A 19362-nucleotide genomic window follows, 5' to 3' on the forward strand; every position below is an offset into this window, starting at 1 on the left:
GACAGATTAATTAAAACGAAAAAGGGCCCGCAGGCCCTTTTTTAATGTTGCTTTAGGCTAGCTTTGTACACTCACCGCTTGCAGTGATTCGCTTTGATAACAGCCTAATACGCGTACGTACTGGGTATGCTCTTTAAGCTCTTCTAACGCATGTTTCACTTGGCTATCAGCAAGGTTCGCTTCTAAATCCACATAGAATACTTCTTCCCATGGATTTCCTGGTACAGGGCGAGACTCTAATTTTACTAGATTTATATTATGCTGTTTAAAAATCATCAGCGCATCGGCGAGTGAGCCTGCTTGTTGCTTAGTTGCCATAATTAAACTGGTTTTAGTGGGGATTTGTTTAGATACATGTAGCGGTTTACGTGCAACCACAATGAAGCGACTATGGTTTTCTTTTTGATTAGCAAGATTGGCCTTAATGACTTCAAGCCCTACATTTTTACCTGCTTGTGCAGAGCCAATAGCCGCACTGTTAGGTGTTTCAAGTGCTGATTTTAATGCACTCGATGTTGAATCGCAGGTCTCATGCTGCAAATCGCCAAGCCCTTGTAAAAAACGGCTACATTGAGCAAACGGTTGCGGGTGAGCAAACACTTTGGTTAATTGGTTAAGTTCTGTGTCTGGGGCGGCTAATAAACAATGCTCTACGCTGTGAGTGACTTCGCCGACAATAGAGACTTGCGCGTGCTGGAGTAAATCAAATACTTCATTAATACTGCCTGAGCTGGTATTTTCAATAGGTAACAAGCCAAAGTCGGCTTGGCCATTTTCTACTTTACCGGTGATCTCATCAAAAGAACTACAGCCAATTTCAATTAATTTGCCTGGTCGGCGACTAAAGTACTTATGACACGCAAGTTGACTGTAAGATCCTTGTCCGCCTAAATAGGTCACCCGATGGGTTTCACTTAGCGCATCAGGGTTGAGGTTTTTTTGCAGCATAGCTTGTTGATGTAATACTGAGTCTTCTAATATGGTTTGAAAAACATTATTTACATAGTAGGCATCTAAACCAAGAGATTTACCATAACCGATTAATTTTTCGAGTAATGCTAATTCACGTGCTTCATCACGAATTGGTTTATTATTCGCTATCTTATATTCAACAACACCATGGCTAATACGGCGTCGCTTCGCTAATAACACAAGTAGGTCAGAATCGATTTCATTTATATCGTGCCTAAGCGTGTCTAAAACATCATTGCTCATTTGGTTTTCCTCATTCCAAAAATGTCACTGTATTTAACAGCGTAAACAAAAAAGCCTCCCAGTTGGGAGGCTTTACTATTCGATTGATTTTATCTCACAAACAGGGAAGCCTCTTCTATATAAAGAAGCTAAAAAAAGATAAGAAAGTAAGCGAGTATTTTATATTCATGCCCTTAATGTATGAAGAGTAACCTCTAATGTCAACAAGCACTTATATTAAATAGGTTTTTTACCTGATATATATACAAAACATATTGTTTTTTAAAAACTTTACAAATAATTTATAATTCTGATTTGAGATCTGGTATATTTCTACTACTCGCAAAAATAATAATTATAAATAAGGTTGGCCTTTTGTGTATCGACGCCCTCCATCTCGATTTGGAATAAACTCACTCAGTGTCAAGTTATCACTGTTGATCTCTGGCATTTGTTTAGTTGCAGGTATTTGTGCGGCTGCATTAATGCTCAAATCAGAAGAGAAACAGCTTGTATTTGAAGAGCATGAGGTATTAAAGCAATCAAATGAATTATTAATAAACCAGTTTAATAATTTGATAGCGACCAAAGTTAAAATAGCTGAGCAAGCTAATATTGTTGTTAGCGAGCAGTTATTTGAGGGGCAATTATCATTTAAGAATAACAATGCCCCGACTATGCAAGTCACCAATGATGGTTCAGTGCGCAGCGCATCTGCCGATGGCTTATCTGCGGCGTTCATTCCCGAAAATGCTTATTCTCCTTTTTATAAACAGTTAATTGCAGATTCTGAATCGCTTTGGAAAGTGATTTCCCCCACGTTAATTCAAGATTTTTATAATTTTTACCTGATCACCAAAGATAATTTTATCCGTGTTGCGCCACCAAATTGGGCACTTAATGTCCCCGGAGATTACACCTTTAATCAAAGCAAAAGTTTTAATTACGCAAAATCGTTAACAAACCCACAACGCGAGCCGCTGTGGTCACGAGTGTATTACGATGGCGTTTGGAATAAGTGGGTCGTTAGTTTAATTGTACCTATTTATAAAAATGATGAGTTTTTAGGAGTTACGGGTAGTGATATTTCTCTCGACTCTCTCATATCGCAATTGCCCGTCGGCGGAAAAGAAAAACATTTAGTGGTGTTCGATAAGCAAGGGCAGCTATTGGCGCACCCTAATTTAGGAGCCGATAGTTATACACAATACGGAGAGGCGGGAAAAAAGTTGCTACCTGGCGATTTTATTTCTCCTGAGCTAAAGCGAGTTATTGATAATGCAGGGCAAATACAATTGCCGGAATATGCCGACTCGTTTTCATTAAATGGTGAAGACTACATTATAAATATCCATAAAGTTGAAGGTGTAAATTGGTACGTGGGCGTATATAAAAAGCGCTCTTCTACACTATCGGCACTGAAAGACTTGAAACTGAAGTTTTTTGGCTTGTTTATTCTGTATGCCATTTTAGTTGCTTTGTTATTACATCAAGCACTTTATCAACTAGTTTTAAGACGCCTGCATTCATTGGTTTATGCGGTTACTAACTTTGGTAAAGGCCAGTTAGAAATTGATTTTCCAAAAGAAAATAAAGATGAAATTGGCACGCTTAATGGTTCATTTAAAGATATGACCATTGAAATCCGCAAACTCATCGATGGCTTAAACCAGCGCATAATAGAAAAAGAAATTGCAGAAAAGGCTGCAAATCGCTTGTCTAAAGCGGTTGCCTTCTCGGGCACGGGTGTGGTGATCACTGATGAAAACTTTGTGATTGAATATGTTAATCCAAAAATGCTGGAAATGACCGACTTTGCAGAAAGTGATTTCCTGCGCCAGCCACTTCTGACTATTATTGCTAATGAAATGACCATGCTGGTAGAGGACATTGATATTGATTTGCGCAACCGTAATTACTGGCGAGGGGATACCCTTATTGAAGCGCAAAACAAGCCACCCATATGGGTATCGCTGAGTGTGTCACCTATTCGTGAAGATGGTGGAAAAATCACCAGTTACGTTGCTTCAGCGCAAGATATTTCATTTGTAAAAGAAAGCCAACGCAAAATGGAACAGCTCGCTTACTTCGACACATTAACCGGGCTTGCTAATCGTACATTCTTTAGAATGCAGCTTAGAAAGTCGATGGCGCTTGCTGAAAGAGGGCGTTACTCGTTTGCTTTATTTTATTTTGATTTGGATGAATTTAAGCGTATTAACGATACTTTAGGTCATGATGCAGGCGATCAACTATTGGTTGAAGTGGCAACGCGCTTAAAGCAGCGCTTACGAGCAGAAGATACTATAGCCCGTTTAGGCGGTGATGAGTTTGCGGTATTACTCAGTGGTATTGAGCATCAAAAAGAAGCATCGGAAGTCGCTGACACCATTCAAAAAACGTTAAATCAGCCAATAAAATTAGGTAGTAACGAAGTGATTGTTAGTGCCAGTATTGGTATTACCTTGGCGCCATTTGATAGCCTAGAAGAAGATCAGTTATTAAAACATGCCGATTTAGCCATGTATGAAGCAAAAGCGAAAGGGCGCAATACGTTCCACTTTTACAGCCAAGATCTAAATGCAGCCGCCAATGAGCGATTATTCCTTGAAAATGAGTTGCGCCATGCAATTAAAGAAAAACAACTCACACTGCATTATCAGCCACAAGTTGATTGTCGAGATAATAGTGTAGTGGGATATGAAGCATTGCTTCGCTGGTTCCATCCTACGCAGGGATTCATTCCACCTACTAAATTTATTCCTATTGCTGAGGCAACGGGTTTAATTGTGGAACTTGGTAAGTGGGTATTACAACAAGCGTGTGAGTTCACTAAACGACTAGAGCAACAAGGTAGAGCGAGCAACATGTCGATAAACCTGTCAGCAAGGCAGTTTAAAGACGCAAGCTTAGTACCTATGCTGAAAAAAATAATCATAGAGACGCAAATTAATGCTAAAAGCCTGCACCTTGAACTGACTGAGAGCATGCTAATGGGTAATGTTGAGGCGGCTATTGATCAGCTACATCAATTGAAAAAGCTGGGTATTTCAATTTCTATTGACGATTTTGGTACGGGCTATTCTTCGTTGAGTTACCTTAAACGTTTTCCTGTTGATATTCTTAAAATTGACCGCTCGTTTGTTAAAGATATCCCTGAAGATGATAATGATATGGAGATCACCGCTGCGATTATTGCGATGGCACAAAAGCTCAAGCTTGATGTGGTTGCTGAAGGGGTTGAAACAATAGAGCAAGTTGAATTTTTACAAAACAATAATTGTTTTATTGTGCAAGGCTATTACTTTAGTAAGCCCGTAGCCGAAGCCGATATCCCTGTGTTGTTTGATCAATTAGCTGCGTTAAAAGTCCCTGAATAGAACAAAAATTGCGGGTTAACCACCCGCAATTTTTACCTTAAACTTTAATCCTTCTAAAATCGCCTTTAACTTATCGCGATCATCACCTTGTACTTCAATAACTCCTTCTTTTACTGCGCCACCTTGGCCCATCTTACTTTTTATTGTTTTTGCTAACTTTTTTAAATCGTGCTGTTGGGGATCTAATCCTACAACTAGCATTACGCCTTTACCTTTTCGACCTTTGGTTTGACGCTCTATGCGAATAGACCCGTCTTTAAATAGTTTTACATCCAGTTCTTTTTCTGGCTTTGGCTGGTCAATTCGCCCTGTTGCTGTTGAATACACTAAGTGATTATCACTCATAATTAACCTATCTAAGATTGAATCTAATATTGGGCTAAATAATAACAAATTTGTGACGCAAAGGCGTAATTTTTGCGCCTAAGCTGAACACCTTTTAATCCCGCAAAGATAAACATCCTCTGTTTAAGTACCGCAATAGTGCTTATGAATAAAAGTGCTTAAGGATTTTAAAAAGCGCTTTAAATTGGCTAGCGCTATAAAAATATCCATGCTACTATTTCGGCATTATAGATGTATGGATGGCCAAATGATAAATTCTTATTTAGAGCAAGCTCAGCTTAATGTAGAGCAACAGTTAATTAATGCTGAGCTAGAAAAGCTTGAGCAGTACTTAAATAGCAATGCTGCACCGGCCGTGCGTTGGCAGTATCAAATTCCAGAACTCGGTGAAGGTGGCGCATGTAGTTTATTCGGCTACTTGCAAGATGAGCCGTTTAATTTAAACGATTACGTTAGCCAAAATACGCAAACAACGGCAAAGTTAGCGCAACTTCAGTTGATTGTTGACTATGTAATCGAAAACACCCAGTTAGATTGGTATGGCATCTATCAAAATACGGCCACCCCTGAAGGCGAGCAGTTATTAAAGCTCGCTTATTTTGGTGCACCGAGTCGCCCTTTATTTCCGCTCACCGCTGAATTTGCAACCGGCAGTAATAATGTGCAAGTGGCACTCAGTGGTAAAGGACGTGTCATTAATAATGTTGAGCAATATTTAGCCGCGGGTGGTGAGTATTACACCTGCGATCCTAAGGTAAAAGCAGAGGCCTGTTTACCACTATTTAATGCACAAAAGCAGTGCATTGGCATTATCGATGGCGAAGCCTTTAACACGGATTTTTTTGATAATGCGACACTCGCATTATTAATTGCATGCTGTATTAAAATTCCTCACTTTTTAGTGTAAATAACACTGGTCAATCGAGAGAGTTTTTATGTTAAGCTTAGCGCAACAGCTAACCCCTAAATAACGAAGAGATAGTCAATGTTCTCAGTATTAAAACCATTACCAACAGACCCTATTCTTGGCCTTATGGCGGCCTATAAGCAAGATACTAACCCTAATAAGATTGACTTAGGGGTTGGTGTATATAAAGACGAGCAGGGGAATACCCCGGTATTAAAGTCAGTAAAAAAAGCAGAAGCGTTTCGTTTAGAAAATGAAATGAGCAAATCTTACATTGGTCTTGCTGGTAACTTAGATTACTGTCAACAAATGGAAAATCTTCTTCTTGGTGAGCACCCAGCATTATTAGCTAATCGCGTACGCACAGCACAAGCACCTGGTGGTACAGGCGCACTTCGTGTTGCAGCAGAATTTATTGTACGTTGTAACCCAGGCGCAACTGTATGGGTTACTAACCCAACGTGGGCTAACCACATTAGCTTATTTGAAGCTGCAGGCTTAACTGTTAAAGAATACCCATACTACGACTACGAAAACAAAGATTTATTGTTTGATGAAATGGTTGAAACATTAACACAGGTGCCTAAGGGCGATGTTGTGTTATTACATGCATGTTGTCACAACCCAAGTGGTATGGATTTAAACGAAACACAATGGAATACTATTGCTGAACTTGCAAAAGATGTGGGCTTTACGCCATTGATTGATATTGCATACCAAGGTTTTGGTTCTTCTTTAGAAGAAGATGCCAATGGTTTACGTATTTTAGCCAATGCGGTTGAAGAGTTGATCATTTGTTCATCATGTTCTAAAAACTTTGGCTTATACCGTGAGCGTATTGGTGCGTGTTCAATTATTGCAAAAGACAGTGCAACCGCTGATATTTCAAACTCGGTATTATTAAGTGTGGTACGTAGCATTTATTCTATGCCGCCAGCGCACGGTGCAGACATTGTAAACACCATTTTAAGCAGCACAGAGTTAACGCAGTTATGGCACAGTGAACTTGATGAAATGCGTAACCGTATTAATGGTTTACGTAGTTTAATTAAAGACAGCCTTGCAGCCAAAGACATTGCTCAAGACTTCTCATTTATAGACCGCCAACACGGTATGTTCTCTTTCTTAGGTATTAATAAAGAGCAAATCGAGCGTCTACAAAAAGACTACGGTATTTATATTGTGGGCTCTAGCCGTGTAAACGTAGCGGGAATTAGTCAAGCAAACATCGATTACTTTGCTAACGCTGTTGCTGATGTATGTAAGTAACCAATAATAAGTTTTAGCTTATTAGCAATAAAAAAACCGCACACTCGTTGCGGTTTTTTTATTGTTTGTAATACCCATCCCCTTATATCAATCTGCTTAGATATAAGGGAGTTTAACTCGTTAAATTGTTCAAATATTTATACAAATTGGTATTACAGCCAGCGAATAGCGCCTGCAATACGTTCATTATACATATCAACCGGTGAGCCTAGGCTTGCTATTAGTACAGTATCAGCTTGTTTTCCTCGGCTTATATGGCCTACGTAGCGAGAGTCACTAAAGTCACCCGAGCCAATTTCAAAGACTTTGTTATCACTAGGGACAATAAACACGGTCATAGGGCCAAAGTCCGATTCAAACACTAAATGGATGCCTTTCTCGCCTTGAAAATCGCAAAAGTTAACATAAGTAACTTTCCCAGGTAAATCATTAAGTTGACCGCCAAGTAAAGCCAGCTTTTCATTGACTGTTTGTAAGCTGATAGGTTGATTTTTATTTAACGCGTTAAGTTCATGATAAACATGCGCCAATGCATGCTCGCCAGCCGCATGATTCAAGTTTTGCTCTGTGCTAAACATAAACGCACTTACCGCAATCACAAATGAAGCAGCGAACGCCAAATATACACGGTCAAACTTAAAGCGTGAGCGTGAATCAATAACGTTGTCTTTTTGTTCAAGCTCATCTTTTCTGGCTTTTTCTTTTAACGAGGTGTTTAAAATAATCCGTTCAGCAAGGTTGTCAGGCACAGGAATATCAAGCGCATCATTGAGTTGCTTATCAAATGTTTTGTTTTCATTTAAAAATTGTTGTCTATCGGGACTGCTGTTTGCAAATTCCAGTAGTTCTTTGTCTAGCTCGTTTGGCTGTGCAATCGTGCGGCGACGAAACTCAAGTTCATCCATTATTTTGATGCCCCTTTAAGTTGTTCATCATCACGGCTTAGTGCCTCTTTAAGTTGATTTTTTGCTCGAAATAAACGTGTCATAACCGTATTTTTGTTTAAATCGAGTATGTCTGCAATTTCATCCCCAGAGCAGCCCATAACCACTTGTAATAGTAGCGGCTCTTTGTATTCATCGGCCAACAACGAAATTTGCCGTTGAATAACGGTTTGCTCCATTTCATCATCTAAAGAATGACTGGTTTGATCCACTAGCGTGTCGTTATCTACATCACTGTAATCAAATTGCTTGCGCTCAAAGCGCCTCGCATTTTCGCGTCTTAAAATTGTTAGCAACCATGGCTTAGCTGCTTTTTGATCGAGTAACGAGTCAAGCGATCGCCAAGCACGTAAAAAGGTTTCTTGCACTAAGTCATCTGCAATATTCGGATCGTTACATAACCAGTAAGCGAAGCGATAGAGTTCCTTATGATAAACGTGAACCAGGGCTTCGTAGCGTTGTTGTTTTTCAGCCATATTTAGTAAGACCCGATCATTCGATTTTTTATTTCCAAACATAAGCACTTTTTAGTTAAAATTATTATAGTCAAAAAAGCAAAATACAATTGAGATCAAGAATACAGCTCTTTTAACGCAGGTGATGAAGGCTTAGCTGTTTGCGATTGATGTGCCTTTAACATGCTAACTATAGCGTCTAAATTGGCGCGAGCCGTTTGCTTACTGTACAACTGTGCTTGTAAATTGTTTATCTGCGCGGTGAACTGCGAGTTGTTTATCATAGCGCATAAATGGGATAGCGCCCCTACCTTTTTACCTGTAAGGGTTAGCGCATACTGATTAAGCGCATCGTAAAATGCTTTTTCGTCATGGCTTTTAGCTAATACCAGCAGGGCTTTTAAAGATGGTTGTTGATTTGTTTTATTAGTTGTTTGAGCCGCTTGTTGCACTTCTTTAGCTGGGCGTTTAATAAAGTAAAAAATCACCGTCGCAATCCATAAAACATAACCAAGCGCGGCCACAATAATTAGCCACAGTGGTGTGGCAGTTTGCTGTTGCACTGTAACTGCTTGCTCCGTTGACTCTGCCATAGTGTTATTTAGGTTGTTTTCAGCTGGCGGATTAAGCGTTTGCACTGGCGCTGTTTTACTGGGTGTTACTGTAATAGTACGCTCAGGTAAGGTCGCATAACTAATTCGATTTATTTTGGTGTTATACCAAGGCAAGCTAATTTCAGGCAATGTGTAAGTGCCAGGTGTTTGTGGCAATAGCGCAAATGAGGCGCTTTGCTGTGATACCACTCGACCATCACGTACCGCATTATTGGTTTCTTTTTCATCAGGGTAGCTGCGAATACCATTAATAGTAGGCATATCAATTTCGGGTAACTGCTCTTTAGTCACCCCTAGCGCGGTGAGCATAATTGTACGTGTTATCGGCGTACCGGCTTCAACGGTATTATCCTCTGGCTGCCATTGCTCGGTTAAGCTCACCAGTTCACTGGGTAACCAGTCTCCTTGATAGTTTTCAGGGATAGGTTTAATTTCAATTTGCTGCTCATCGCCAAGCGCTGACACTTCCAATTGGCGATAGTTTTGCTGAATACGCCCCTGAAAAACGGGAGCTGCAATAGTGTAGGCACCACTTTTTTGGGGCTGAATTAAATAATTACGGGTGATCACTAAATAACGTTTACCGTTAACCAGTTCATAATCTTCGCTTTGTTTACCGAGTTGGGTAAGTTGGGCATCTTCCATACTTGGCGCACTTAAGCTGCCATCAAGAAGCTCTTTGGCTAAGTAAAGCTTAATGGTGTAAACGCCAGCCTCTTGTACAAATAAGCTGTTGTTTGAGAGCGAGGTTTTTAAAAATATATCGTTATTTTTATCTGCGTCGCTGCTGCGCTCTTTAACCGATAAACTAATTGGTTGCGAGTTTAGCCCTGCAACACTAAAACTGGGAATGGTGTATTCACCCGCCTTGCGGGTCATTAGTTTAACAGACCAAGAGGTTTGTTTTTTTATACTGCCATTAATAATGTTAGTGCGGCTACTTAAGCTCATAGGGCCGACTACAAAATCTTTTAATAACGCTGAGGTGTCGGGTTGTTGCCCTTTTATTGAATCATCAATGCTAATATTAAGCATAAAAAATTCACCCGCTAATACTGGGTTTTTATCAACGCTTGCCTCCAAAGTGGTGGCGGCCATTAATGGCATGGCAGTTAATAGCAATAAACAGCAAAATAATCGCATTACCATGATTTTTCTACTCCTGTTGGACGGCGTTGATATTGTCTTTTTTGGGCTTCTAATTGCATTTTGTTTCTTAATAAAATAGCGGGATCGTCGGGCACTTTTCTTAATAACTGATTTAGTTGCTGTGCTTTTTCTTTTTCTTCATTAGTGAGCTCGGCGGCTTGTGCCTGCATGGCTTGTTGCTGTGCTTGCTGTTTTTGCTCATCAGAGGGCGGTTGCTCACTCATTTCATTAGGTTGATTTTGAGGCTCATCTTGCTGCGGTTTATTTTCGTCTTTATTTTCATTTTGTTGGCTTTGTGACTGAGCTTGCATATCAGGCTCATTCTGTTTGTCTGATTGCTCACCAGATTGGCTTTGTTCATCTTTTGATTGTTCAGAGGACTGATCTGATTGCTGTTGCTCACTATTTTGGCTGTCCTCTTCGCTTTTATCTGCGTTGTTTTTCTCGCCATTTTTTTGCTGATCTTGTTTTGATTTATCTGCATCATCTTGACTTTGCTTATCTTGATTTTGCGAATCATTGCCTTGCTGATTTTCTTGGTCTTGCTGTTGATTCAGTAACTGCTCAACAAGCGCTTGATTCTCAGCGGCTTCACTAAAGTTATCTTGCTTTACTTGCGCTTGTTTATACGCGTCAATGGCAGCCTCTAATTGTCCTGCTTTAGCCAAGGCGTTGCCATAGTTATAATAACCGGTTGCTGACTTATCTTGGCTAAACTCATTCAAGGCAGCATCAAATTGCCCTTGCTGATAAAGTGCAGCCCCTTTGAGGGCGCTTGAGCGAGCCTGAGCTGCTTGTTGATACTCTTTGTTGTTGTATGCCTCTAATGCCCGTTGATCCGTATTTTTAAACAGGGTTGGCAGCTCTGCGGCATGCGCATTTTGTTGAGGTAAAAAGCTAAGTAATAGTACTGCGCTAACTAATGCAGAACGTCTAAATAAATACAAAGCTAAAGGCAGTAAAATAAGCAAACCATAAATACCGGCGTCAATTCGCCATAAGGCTAAATTTGGTTTTTCACTTTTTAATACTTCACTGTTTGCTTGCGGTGAAAAAACGGCAATATCGCTATTGCTTGGCTGATAATCGGCAAACTGACCACCGCTATTTTTTGCAAGTCCTTCAAGTAAAGATGCATTGAGGGTTGGCACCACAATTTGACCATAATTATCTTTTAAAAACCCGCCTTCAGGTAACTTTATAGGGGCTCCTTGTGCGGTGCCTACGCCGTAAATATTAAGTCGATATTGACTACTGTTGGTAAAACGGCTTACATCGCTTTGCTGTTGTTGCTCAATACCATCGGTGATCAAAATAATATCGCCATCGAGGTAGCCGGCTTGGCTTAGTAGCTCTTGTGCCATATCTAAGCCAGCGAGTACGTTTGAGCCTTTATCTGGCATAATTTCAGGTCTTAAACTAGGAATAAGGTTGGCAAGAGTCTTAGCGTCGTTGGTCAGTGGTGAAATGGTATAGGCAGTGCCTGCGTAAGCCACTAACGCAGTATCGCCTTCTTTAAATAGCTCAACCATATCGAGGGCTTTAAAACGTGATTGCATTAATCGATTGGGAGCAATGTCGGTGCTATACATAGAGTAGGACATATCCATGACAATAACGCGGGCACTTTTACTTTGAAACACGGGTACTTGTTTCTCTTCAAAGCTTGGCCCTGCACTAAATATAATCGCTAAATTGCAAAATAACGCAACCAGCCACAGCGGCTGGCGAGCTTTATTGTTTGATTCACTCATTACAAATGGTGCCAAATGCGGCGCAATAAGCGGCGCTGACTGGGTTTTTTTATGTTTTAGTAAGGCGATAAAAAATAACCCTGAGGCAGGGAGTAACAGCCATAAAATAGCAGGACGAATAAATTCAAAATCCATTAGTTTGGCTCCTTCATTGCGCGCACCGTTTTTATCAATGCCATTGCACTTATGAGTAAAATGGCCAGTAATAACGGATAATAGAACAAGGCTGTTTGTGGGCGAAAGGTTTGCTCATCGGCACTAATTGGTTCAAGCTTATCAAGCTCAGCGTAAATCTGTTGCAGGCCAGCGACATCTTTTGCTCTAAAATACAGACCGCCTGTTTGCTCAGCAATGTTTTTCAATAAGCCCTCATCTAGGTTACTGCCCCCAGAGCCCATATTAAATAAACTAAAGCCGCGCGGGTTATCTGAACCGACTCCGATGGTGTACACTTTTATACCTTCTTCACGGGCAAGTAGCAGCGCATCTTCTGGGTTTAAATTTCCTGCGGTGTTTTGTCCATCTGTAAGCAACACCACAATACGGTTACTTTCTTTTTTACTGGCAAAGCGTTTTACCGATAAACCTAAAGCGTCACCAATCGCCGTGGCACGTCCTACTAAACCAATTTGCGCCTCAGAGAGCATTTTACTGACGGTTTTCACATCACGCGTCAATGGGGTTTGTAAAAAAGCGGTATCACCAAACAATATAAGGCCGAGTCTGTCGCCTTGGCGCTGCTCTATAAAGTCACTTAGCACTGCTTTAACCATGGTTAAACGGTCAACATATTGGCCATTGTAAGCCATGTCTTGTTCGGTCATTGACCCTGACAAATCCACAGCGAGCATTATATCGCGGCCTTCGTTGGGTAGCGATATGGGCTCATCTAACCACGTTGGATTTGCTGATGCGGTCACTAATAATAACCACAGCAACCACTCGATAATATTCAATTTACGCGCACTTGGCTCTATGCTTTGATTGCTTAAATTATGTGATGCAAAACTTGGAATGCGCAGACGCGTGTTGGCATCATTGGCGGCGGGTTTTAATAGTAACAATATTAAAGGTAGCGGCAGTAATAAAAACAGCCATGGCCAGCTAAATTCAAACATGCAGCGGCTCCTTTAGTTTAAATTGTTTAATGGCTTGGCGAAATTTATCACTAAGTGCTGCCTGTGTTTGATTAGCGTTATATAGGCTTAAAATTTCTTCTTCTGTAAAGCCAATCGCTGAAAGTTGGTTTAATGTGTTGCACCAATGCGTTGTTGACTGCGCGGCCAAACGCGGATCGTAATAGGTGATCACTAAACGCTTTAAAATGACATGCAATTGCTGCGCTGACTGTTGTTGATTAGCTAATGCAATGGCATCACGTTTTGGCTTTTTAAAGCGATAATTTTTATAAATTATGACAATTAAGCTACACAATAAACACACAGCAATTGCAATAACAACCCACCAAGCAGGAGCGAGTGGCCACCAGTCGACTTGGGTGGGAGCAATAATATCGTGTAGACCATCAAGTGGAGAGGTTTGCATGATTTATTTTCTCACTAATTGCAGTTCCAGCGCAGTGGCTGCATCAAATGATAATAGGGTGAGTCCAGACTTTGTTAAGCGATTAATGCGCGCGCTAAATGCGTGCTCGGCATTTTTGGCAAATCGTTGTCTAAAGCTCTTGTCCATTAAGGGCAGGGCAAATTGCTGATTATTAGCACTGACGGTTACCGTTTGTTTAAAAGCAGGTAATTGATGTTCAAAGGGGTCGCTAATATGACACCCAATCAGTTCGCAATGACGCGCCAAAAGTTCCAGTTGCTTGAAGCTGGCGTCATCCAAGGCGTTAAAATCAGACACGATATAAACCAAACTACCGGGCTTAGCTAAGTGATTTAAACGTTTGAGGTTATCGCTAAAATTATTCGCGGCCGGCTTATCAATGTTCTCAAGAGCCAGCTGATGCGCATCGCATAAATTATGGCATAGTTTTAATACCGCTTTTTCACGAGCGCTGGGTTTTAGCTCTAAATGCGAGTGCTGATTAAACACAATACCGCCAATTTTGTCGCCACGCTGACACGCTGACCACGCAACTAAGGCGCTAATATGTGCCGCTTGCACCGATTTTAACAGTAATTGCGAGCCAAATAGCATTGAGTTTGAAAAGTCAGTAAAGACAAATACCGGGCGCTCTTTTTCTTCTTGAAAAAGTTTGGTGTGGGTTTCGCCTGTGCGTGCGGTAACGCGCCAATCAATAGAGCGTATATCGTCACCGTTTTGATAGTGACGCACTTCGGCAAATTCCATACCCCGGCCTTTGTGGGGCGCAAGGTATTGCCCCGCCAAGGTGTTTTTTATTCTAACTTTAGGTGCCAGCTCAAGCAGTTGCGCTTTTGCTTTATAATACATCAGCTCTTTAAGTGATAAATTAACACCGTGGCTATGGCTTAATTTAAGCCATGCCTGAGAATCAACGTGTGTTTGCATAACTTAAGGTACTGCGACTAGTTCAACAATACGGCTAATAACCTGATCTTTAGTAATGCCATCGGCTTGTGCTTCGTAACTTAGAATAATGCGATGGCGCAATACATTATGTACCACAGCTTGTATATCGTCAGGTGATACAAAATCACGGCCACTTAGCCACGCATGAGCGCGGGCACATTTATCCAAAGCAATCGTGGCACGTGGGCTGGCGCCGTATTCAATCCAGCGGCCAAGTTGTTCATCTAAGTTTGCACCTTCTCGAGTAGCAATAATCAACTGAACTAGGTACTGCTCTAATGGCTCGGCCAAATACAGACCTAAAATTGCTTTTCGCGCAGCAAACAAATCGGGTTGTGAAATTTGCTCAAGCACTGGGGCTTCATCATTAAGTGCTTCACCACGGGTCAAACGTAAAATATCAAGCTCATGCTCAGCACCTGGGTAATTAATACTTAGGTGCATTAAAAAACGGTCTAATTGCGCTTCTGGTAGCGGGTAAGTACCTTCTTGCTCAAGCGGATTTTGTGTTGCCATCACTAAAAACAGGTCACTGAGTGGATAGGTGTTTTTGCCTACCGTGACTTGGCGCTCGGCCATTGCTTCTAATAATGCCGATTGTACTTTTGCTGGTGCTCGGTTTATTTCGTCCGCTAAAATGAGATTATGAAATAAAGGGCCTTTTTCAAACACAAACTCACTGGTTTGTTGGCGATAAATATCGGTGCCGGTCACATCGGCTGGTAATAAATCTGGGGTAAACTGAACACGCTGAAACGAGCCTTCAATACCTTTTGCTAAGGCATTAACAGCGCGTGTTTTTGCAAGCCCCGGTGGGCCTTCAACTAATAAATGACCATCGGCTAAAATAGCAATTAATAGTGCTTGAGTGAGCGCAGGCTGGCCAATAATTTGGGTGTCTAAATACGTTTTTAATTGTGAAAATGCGTTAGCTGCCATAATAAGTGGACTGTCCTCGTCAGCTTAAATAATACCTAAATTGGTTAGGTAACAAATACTGAGCTAGTTATAAGGTTTATAAGTGGATAACTCAAGAGTTAGACTGATTTTTTAAAAATAGTTCGTTATTTTTTAACGATTTTTTAGCCTAACATAAAACTTTGTAAAACCAGCTAAAAAAGCCTATTGTATTACCCTCATACAATGTATGTAGTGATTTACAATGGCGCTTTTGTATTAATTTACCTTTATCTATTGGCTTTATCACACGGGTTGTTTAGAATCGGAGAAAACATACAGGTCTGACCTGTCAGCGGGAGAGAATAATAAATGTCTGAGCAAAACATACTTAAAACACCAAAAGGCGACCGTATTGCCATCGTAAGCGGCTTACGTACTCCTTTTGCTAAGCAAGCGACTGCGTTCCATCATGTACCAGCGTTGGATATGGGTAAGTTAGTAGTTAATGAAATGCTTGAGCGATTAAATTTCGACAAGTCAGAAATCGATCAATTGGTTTTTGGGCAAGTAGTACAAATGCCAGAAGCGCCAAATATTGCGCGTGAAATTGTATTGGGTACTGGGATGCCAGTATCGGTTGATGCGTACTCTGTATCGCGTGCTTGTGCGACGAGTTTTCAAGCGATAGCAAACGTTGCCGAATCAATTATGGCAGGCTCTGTAAGCGTAGGTATTGCCGGTGGTGCCGATTCATCATCTGTATTGCCAATTGGTGTAAGTAAAAAATTAGCGGGTAGCTTAGTTGATTTAAACAAAGCACGTACGCTTGGTCAGCGTTTAAAAATATTCTCAAAACTACGTTTAAAAGATTTATTGCCAGTGCCGCCAGCGGTTGCTGAGTACTCAACGGGTTTATCAATGGGACAAACAGCCGAGCAAATGGCTAAAACCCATAACATTAGCCGTGAAGATCAAGATGCCTTAGCGCATCGTTCTCACTCACTGGCAACTCAAGCCTGGGCTGATGGCAAGCTTAAAGATGAAGTAATGACGGCTCATTTACCGCCTTATAAAAGCTTTATTGAAGAAGATAACAATATTCGTAAAAACTCAACGGTTGAAGGTTATGCCAAGCTTAAGCCGGTATTTGACCGTCAACACGGCTCAGTCACTGCAGCCAATGCAACCCCATTAACCGATGGCGCAGCCGCAGTGTTAATGATGAGCGAAAGCAAAGCAAAAGCATTGGGTTATGAAATTTTAGGTTATGTGCGCAGTTTTGCGTTCTCAGCCATTGGCGTAGAAAAAGACATGCTAATGGGGCCGGCTCACTCAACGCCTATCGCACTTGATAGAGCAGGTATTACGTTAGCTGATTTAGACCTTATTGAAATGCATGAAGCGTTTGCATCGCAAACCTTAGCGAATATGAAAATGTTTGCTTCAGATAAATTTGCACAAGAGCACTTAGGGCGTAATAAAGCCATAGGTGAAATTAACATGGATAAGTTTAACGTTAACGGCGGCTCGCTTGCATATGGTCATCCATTTGCGGCAACCGGCGCGCGTTTAATTACACAAAGTTTATACGAGCTTAAGCGTCGTGGCGGTGGTTTAGCGTTAACGACTGCCTGTGCTGCGGGTGGTTTAGGTGCAGCCTTTGTATTGGAGAGTGCGTAATGACAGATTCAGTATTTAATTTAACGGTTGATGATAACAAAATAGCCGTAGTGACCATTGATGTGCCGGGTGAAAAAATGAACACCCTGCGTGACAGCTTTGCTGATGATTTAAAAGCATTATTAGCACAAGCTAAAGAGCACGCAGTTAAAGGTATGGTATTTATTAGTGGTAAAAGCGATAACTTTATTGCTGGTGCCGATGTTAAAATGCTAGACAGCGTGCAAAAGCGTGAAGATGCATTAGCTATTAGCGAATTATGCCATCAAGCATTTTTTGATATGAAAAAGCTTCCGTACACCACAGTTAGTGCTATACATGGCGCAGCGCTTGGTGGCGGTTTAGAATTTGCTTTAGCCTGTGATTACCGCGTAGGTACAGATAGCGATTTAACTAAAATTGGTTTACCAGAAGTGCAACTTGGTTTATTACCTGGCGGTGGTGGTACACAGCGCTTAACTAAAATCGTGGGCATTCAAAAAGCCCTTGAGTGGATGCTAACCGGAAAACAAATTCGTCCTAAACAAGCTAAAAAAGCCGGTGTATTGGATGATTGTGTACCACAAAGCGTACTGCTAAAAGTGGCCAAAGAGTTTGCGGCGAAGAAAAAGCCACAAGCTAAAGAGCCTAAACTTGATAAGATCAGTAAGTTATTAGAATCAAACCCATTTGGTCGTAACTTTATCTTTAAAAAAGCTAAAGAAAACGTTCTTAAAAAAACCGGTGGTCATTACCCTGCGCCGCTTGCAATTATTAAAGCGGTACGTGCAAGCGTAGAGCTTGATGAAATGAAAGCGTATAAAACCGAAGCAGAAGGTTTTGCCACATTGGTAATGAGTGATGAGTCTAAGGCGCTGCGCGGTATTTTCTTTGCAACCACTGAAATGAAAAAAGAATGGCGCAATGATGATGCTCCCGCGATTAGTAAAACTGCCGTGTTAGGTGGTGGCTTAATGGGTGCAGGTATTGCCCATGTGAGTGCGGTCAAAGCTAAATTGCCGGTGCGAATTAAAGATGTGGCAGAGCAGGGCATAAGTAATGCCATGAACTACACATACAAAATTTTAGATAAGCGTCTTAAACGCCGTATTATGTCTAAAGCCGATATGCAGTTAACGATGAACCGCATTACCGGCACTACCGATTACAGCGGTTTTAAACACATAGATTTAGTGATAGAAGCCGTATTTGAAGATTTAGAGCTTAAGCAAGGTATGGTTGCTGATGTAGAGCAGCATTGCCAAGCGAATACTATTTTCGCAAGTAATACTTCGTCATTACCTATTTCGCAAATTGCAGCTAAAGCAGCGCGTCCTGAAAATGTAATTGGTTTACATTATTTCTCACCAGTAGAGAAAATGCCACTGGTAGAAATTATTCCTCACGAAGGCACCTCAAAAGAAACGATTGCTCGTGTAGTTAACTTTGCACGTAAGCAAGGTAAAACGCCAATTGTGGTAAAAGATATGGCTGGTTTTTATGTTAACCGTATTTTAGCGCCATACCTGAATGAGGCGGCAAACTTAATGCTTGCCGGTGAGCCAATTGAAAAAATTGACGCAGCCTTAGTTGAGTTTGGTTTTCCAGTAGGGCCGTTGGCACTGCTTGATGAAGTCGGTATTGATATTGGTTCTAAAATCGCGCCAATTCTTGAAAAAGAACTCGGTGAGCGTTTTAAAGGCCCAGATGCTTTCTCGCGTATGATTGATTCAAAACGTCTTGGTCGTAAAACGGGTCGTGGTTTTTATGAATACGACAAGAAAGGCAAAAAGGTTGATGAGTCAGTCTATGAGCTACTAGGTGTAACCCCAGCTCCACGTTTAAATAAAAACGAAATTGCTAAGCGTTGTATCTCACAAATGCTTAATGAGGCCGTTCGCTGTTTAGATGACGGTATTATTGCCAGCCCGCGTGATGGTGATATTGGTGCTATTTTTGGTATTGGTTTCCCACCGTTCTTAGGTGGCCCGTTTAGCTATATGGATAAATTAGGCGCAGGTAAAATAAGCTCTGATATGTCTACTCTGGCTAACAGCAACGCTATTTTTACACCTTGTGATACTTTACTTACAATGGCTGACAAGGGCGATAAGTTTTACACAACAGCCGCTAATAAAGCTGAAGTGGAGTTAGCGCAAGGTGATGATAAATCAACTGACACTCCAAATGAGACGACTGAACAGAAAGATTAATGTTTTAAGTTAACGTAAAAAAGCCGCAAATTATGCGGCTTTTTTGTGTTCGATAATCAACAATA

Annotated in this window: 15 protein-coding genes and 1 other annotated feature; of the genes, 5 read left to right on the forward strand and 10 right to left on the reverse strand. The window is 41.1% G+C overall.

What is annotated here, in order from left to right; genetic code table 11:
• Window positions 1–57 precede the first annotated feature (57 nt).
• The gene (locus tag AAGD16_RS05080) at window positions 58–1215 is read right to left on the reverse strand and encodes a chorismate mutase (RefSeq protein ID WP_013464497.1); all 1158 of its coding nucleotides are present in this window, start codon (window positions 1213–1215) and stop codon (window positions 58–60) included.
• A 44-nt stretch (window positions 1216–1259) separates the two neighbouring features.
• Window positions 1260–1382, reverse strand: a sequence feature (Phe leader region).
• A 189-nt stretch (window positions 1383–1571) separates the two neighbouring features.
• Here AAGD16_RS05080 and AAGD16_RS05085 point away from each other — a divergent pair.
• Window positions 1572–4574, forward strand: coding sequence for an EAL domain-containing protein (locus AAGD16_RS05085; protein ID WP_033103858.1), 3003 nt, complete (start codon window positions 1572–1574; stop codon window positions 4572–4574).
• Window positions 4575–4589: 15 nt separating this feature from the next.
• On the opposite strand, the gene AAGD16_RS05090 is transcribed toward AAGD16_RS05085, so the two are convergent.
• Window positions 4590–4919 (reverse strand): translation initiation factor, encoded by a 330-nt coding sequence (locus AAGD16_RS05090; RefSeq protein ID WP_008464752.1) that lies wholly within the window; start codon window positions 4917–4919, stop codon window positions 4590–4592.
• Window positions 4920–5166: 247 nt separating this feature from the next.
• Between AAGD16_RS05090 and AAGD16_RS05095 the strand changes: the two genes are divergently transcribed.
• A complete protein-coding gene (locus AAGD16_RS05095; RefSeq protein WP_090494014.1) occupies window positions 5167–5826 on the forward strand; it encodes a GAF domain-containing protein in 660 nt (219 codons plus the stop codon).
• Window positions 5827–5904: 78 nt separating this feature from the next.
• Complete coding sequence (locus AAGD16_RS05100; protein ID WP_008464755.1) at window positions 5905–7095, forward strand: amino acid aminotransferase; 1191 nt, start codon at window positions 5905–5907, stop codon at window positions 7093–7095.
• 152 nt (window positions 7096–7247) lie between these two features.
• On the opposite strand, the gene AAGD16_RS05105 is transcribed toward AAGD16_RS05100, so the two are convergent.
• The 8 genes from AAGD16_RS05105 to AAGD16_RS05140 all read right to left on the reverse strand — a co-directional run bounded on the left by AAGD16_RS05105 (window position 7248) and on the right by AAGD16_RS05140 (window position 15464).
• On the reverse strand, window positions 7248–8000 hold the full coding sequence (locus tag AAGD16_RS05105) for a DUF3379 family protein (RefSeq protein WP_090494010.1): 753 nt from the start codon (window positions 7998–8000) through the stop codon (window positions 7248–7250).
• Window positions 8000–8515, reverse strand: coding sequence for a sigma-70 family RNA polymerase sigma factor (locus AAGD16_RS05110; protein WP_024602816.1), 516 nt, complete (start codon window positions 8513–8515; stop codon window positions 8000–8002). The genes AAGD16_RS05105 and AAGD16_RS05110 overlap by 1 nt, the downstream gene beginning before the upstream one ends.
• 95 nt (window positions 8516–8610) lie before the next feature.
• On the reverse strand, window positions 8611–10257 hold the full coding sequence (locus tag AAGD16_RS05115) for a BatD family protein (protein WP_377114047.1): 1647 nt from the start codon (window positions 10255–10257) through the stop codon (window positions 8611–8613).
• Window positions 10251–12146, reverse strand: a complete 1896-nt coding sequence (locus AAGD16_RS05120; protein ID WP_377114050.1) for a VWA domain-containing protein — start codon at window positions 12144–12146, stop codon at window positions 10251–10253. The genes AAGD16_RS05115 and AAGD16_RS05120 overlap by 7 nt, the downstream gene beginning before the upstream one ends.
• Window positions 12146–13129, reverse strand: a complete 984-nt coding sequence (locus AAGD16_RS05125; protein ID WP_377114053.1) for a vWA domain-containing protein — start codon at window positions 13127–13129, stop codon at window positions 12146–12148. The genes AAGD16_RS05120 and AAGD16_RS05125 overlap by 1 nt, the downstream gene beginning before the upstream one ends.
• Window positions 13122–13556 carry a DUF4381 domain-containing protein gene (locus tag AAGD16_RS05130; protein ID WP_013464506.1) on the reverse strand — a complete coding sequence of 145 codons (435 nt, stop codon included), beginning with the start codon at window positions 13554–13556 and terminating at the stop codon, window positions 13122–13124. Before AAGD16_RS05130 ends, AAGD16_RS05125 begins: the two co-directional genes overlap by 8 nt.
• A 3-nt stretch (window positions 13557–13559) precedes the next feature.
• On the reverse strand, window positions 13560–14504 hold the full coding sequence (locus tag AAGD16_RS05135; RefSeq protein ID WP_028835373.1) for a DUF58 domain-containing protein: 945 nt from the start codon (window positions 14502–14504) through the stop codon (window positions 13560–13562).
• 3 nt (window positions 14505–14507) lie between these two features.
• Window positions 14508–15464: a MoxR family ATPase gene (locus AAGD16_RS05140; RefSeq protein ID WP_013464508.1), complete on the reverse strand. Its 957-nt coding sequence runs from the start codon at window positions 15462–15464 to the stop codon at window positions 14508–14510.
• A gap of 330 nt (window positions 15465–15794) precedes the next feature.
• On the opposite strand from AAGD16_RS05140, the gene fadI reads away from it, so the two are divergent.
• A complete protein-coding gene (gene fadI, locus AAGD16_RS05145) occupies window positions 15795–17105 on the forward strand; it encodes an acetyl-CoA C-acyltransferase FadI (RefSeq protein WP_013464510.1) in 1311 nt (436 codons plus the stop codon).
• A complete protein-coding gene (gene fadJ, locus AAGD16_RS05150) occupies window positions 17105–19297 on the forward strand; it encodes a fatty acid oxidation complex subunit alpha FadJ (RefSeq protein ID WP_138686386.1) in 2193 nt (730 codons plus the stop codon). Before fadI ends, fadJ begins: the two co-directional genes overlap by 1 nt.
• Window positions 19298–19362: the final 65 nt, after the last annotated feature.

The organism is Pseudoalteromonas sp. M58 (assembly GCF_042604605.1).
GTDB lineage: Bacteria > Pseudomonadota > Gammaproteobacteria > Enterobacterales > Alteromonadaceae > Pseudoalteromonas > Pseudoalteromonas tetraodonis.

What these genes read in the sequence shown, in the direction of transcription:
- AAGD16_RS05115 (WP_377114047.1), bottom strand. Translation starts at nt 10,257, where the DNA reads ATGGTAATGCGATTATTTTGCTGTTTATTGCTATTAACTGCCATGCCA.
- AAGD16_RS05105 (WP_090494010.1), bottom strand. Translation starts at nt 8,000, where the DNA reads ATGGATGAACTTGAGTTTCGTCGCCGCACGATTGCACAGCCAAACGAG.
- AAGD16_RS05110 (WP_024602816.1), bottom strand. Translation starts at nt 8,515, where the DNA reads ATGGCTGAAAAACAACAACGCTACGAAGCCCTGGTTCACGTTTATCAT.
- AAGD16_RS05130 (WP_013464506.1), bottom strand. Translation starts at nt 13,556, where the DNA reads ATGCAAACCTCTCCACTTGATGGTCTACACGATATTATTGCTCCCACC.
- AAGD16_RS05135 (WP_028835373.1), bottom strand. Translation starts at nt 14,504, where the DNA reads ATGCAAACACACGTTGATTCTCAGGCATGGCTTAAATTAAGCCATAGC.
- AAGD16_RS05080 (WP_013464497.1), bottom strand. Translation starts at nt 1,215, where the DNA reads ATGAGCAATGATGTTTTAGACACGCTTAGGCACGATATAAATGAAATC.
- AAGD16_RS05120 (WP_377114050.1), bottom strand. Translation starts at nt 12,146, where the DNA reads ATGGATTTTGAATTTATTCGTCCTGCTATTTTATGGCTGTTACTCCCT.
- fadJ (WP_138686386.1), top strand. Translation starts at nt 17,105, where the DNA reads ATGACAGATTCAGTATTTAATTTAACGGTTGATGATAACAAAATAGCC.
- AAGD16_RS05125 (WP_377114053.1), bottom strand. Translation starts at nt 13,129, where the DNA reads ATGTTTGAATTTAGCTGGCCATGGCTGTTTTTATTACTGCCGCTACCT.
- fadI (WP_013464510.1), top strand. Translation starts at nt 15,795, where the DNA reads ATGTCTGAGCAAAACATACTTAAAACACCAAAAGGCGACCGTATTGCC.
- AAGD16_RS05140 (WP_013464508.1), bottom strand. Translation starts at nt 15,464, where the DNA reads ATGGCAGCTAACGCATTTTCACAATTAAAAACGTATTTAGACACCCAA.
- AAGD16_RS05090 (WP_008464752.1), bottom strand. Translation starts at nt 4,919, where the DNA reads ATGAGTGATAATCACTTAGTGTATTCAACAGCAACAGGGCGAATTGAC.
- AAGD16_RS05100 (WP_008464755.1), top strand. Translation starts at nt 5,905, where the DNA reads ATGTTCTCAGTATTAAAACCATTACCAACAGACCCTATTCTTGGCCTT.
- AAGD16_RS05095 (WP_090494014.1), top strand. Translation starts at nt 5,167, where the DNA reads ATGATAAATTCTTATTTAGAGCAAGCTCAGCTTAATGTAGAGCAACAG.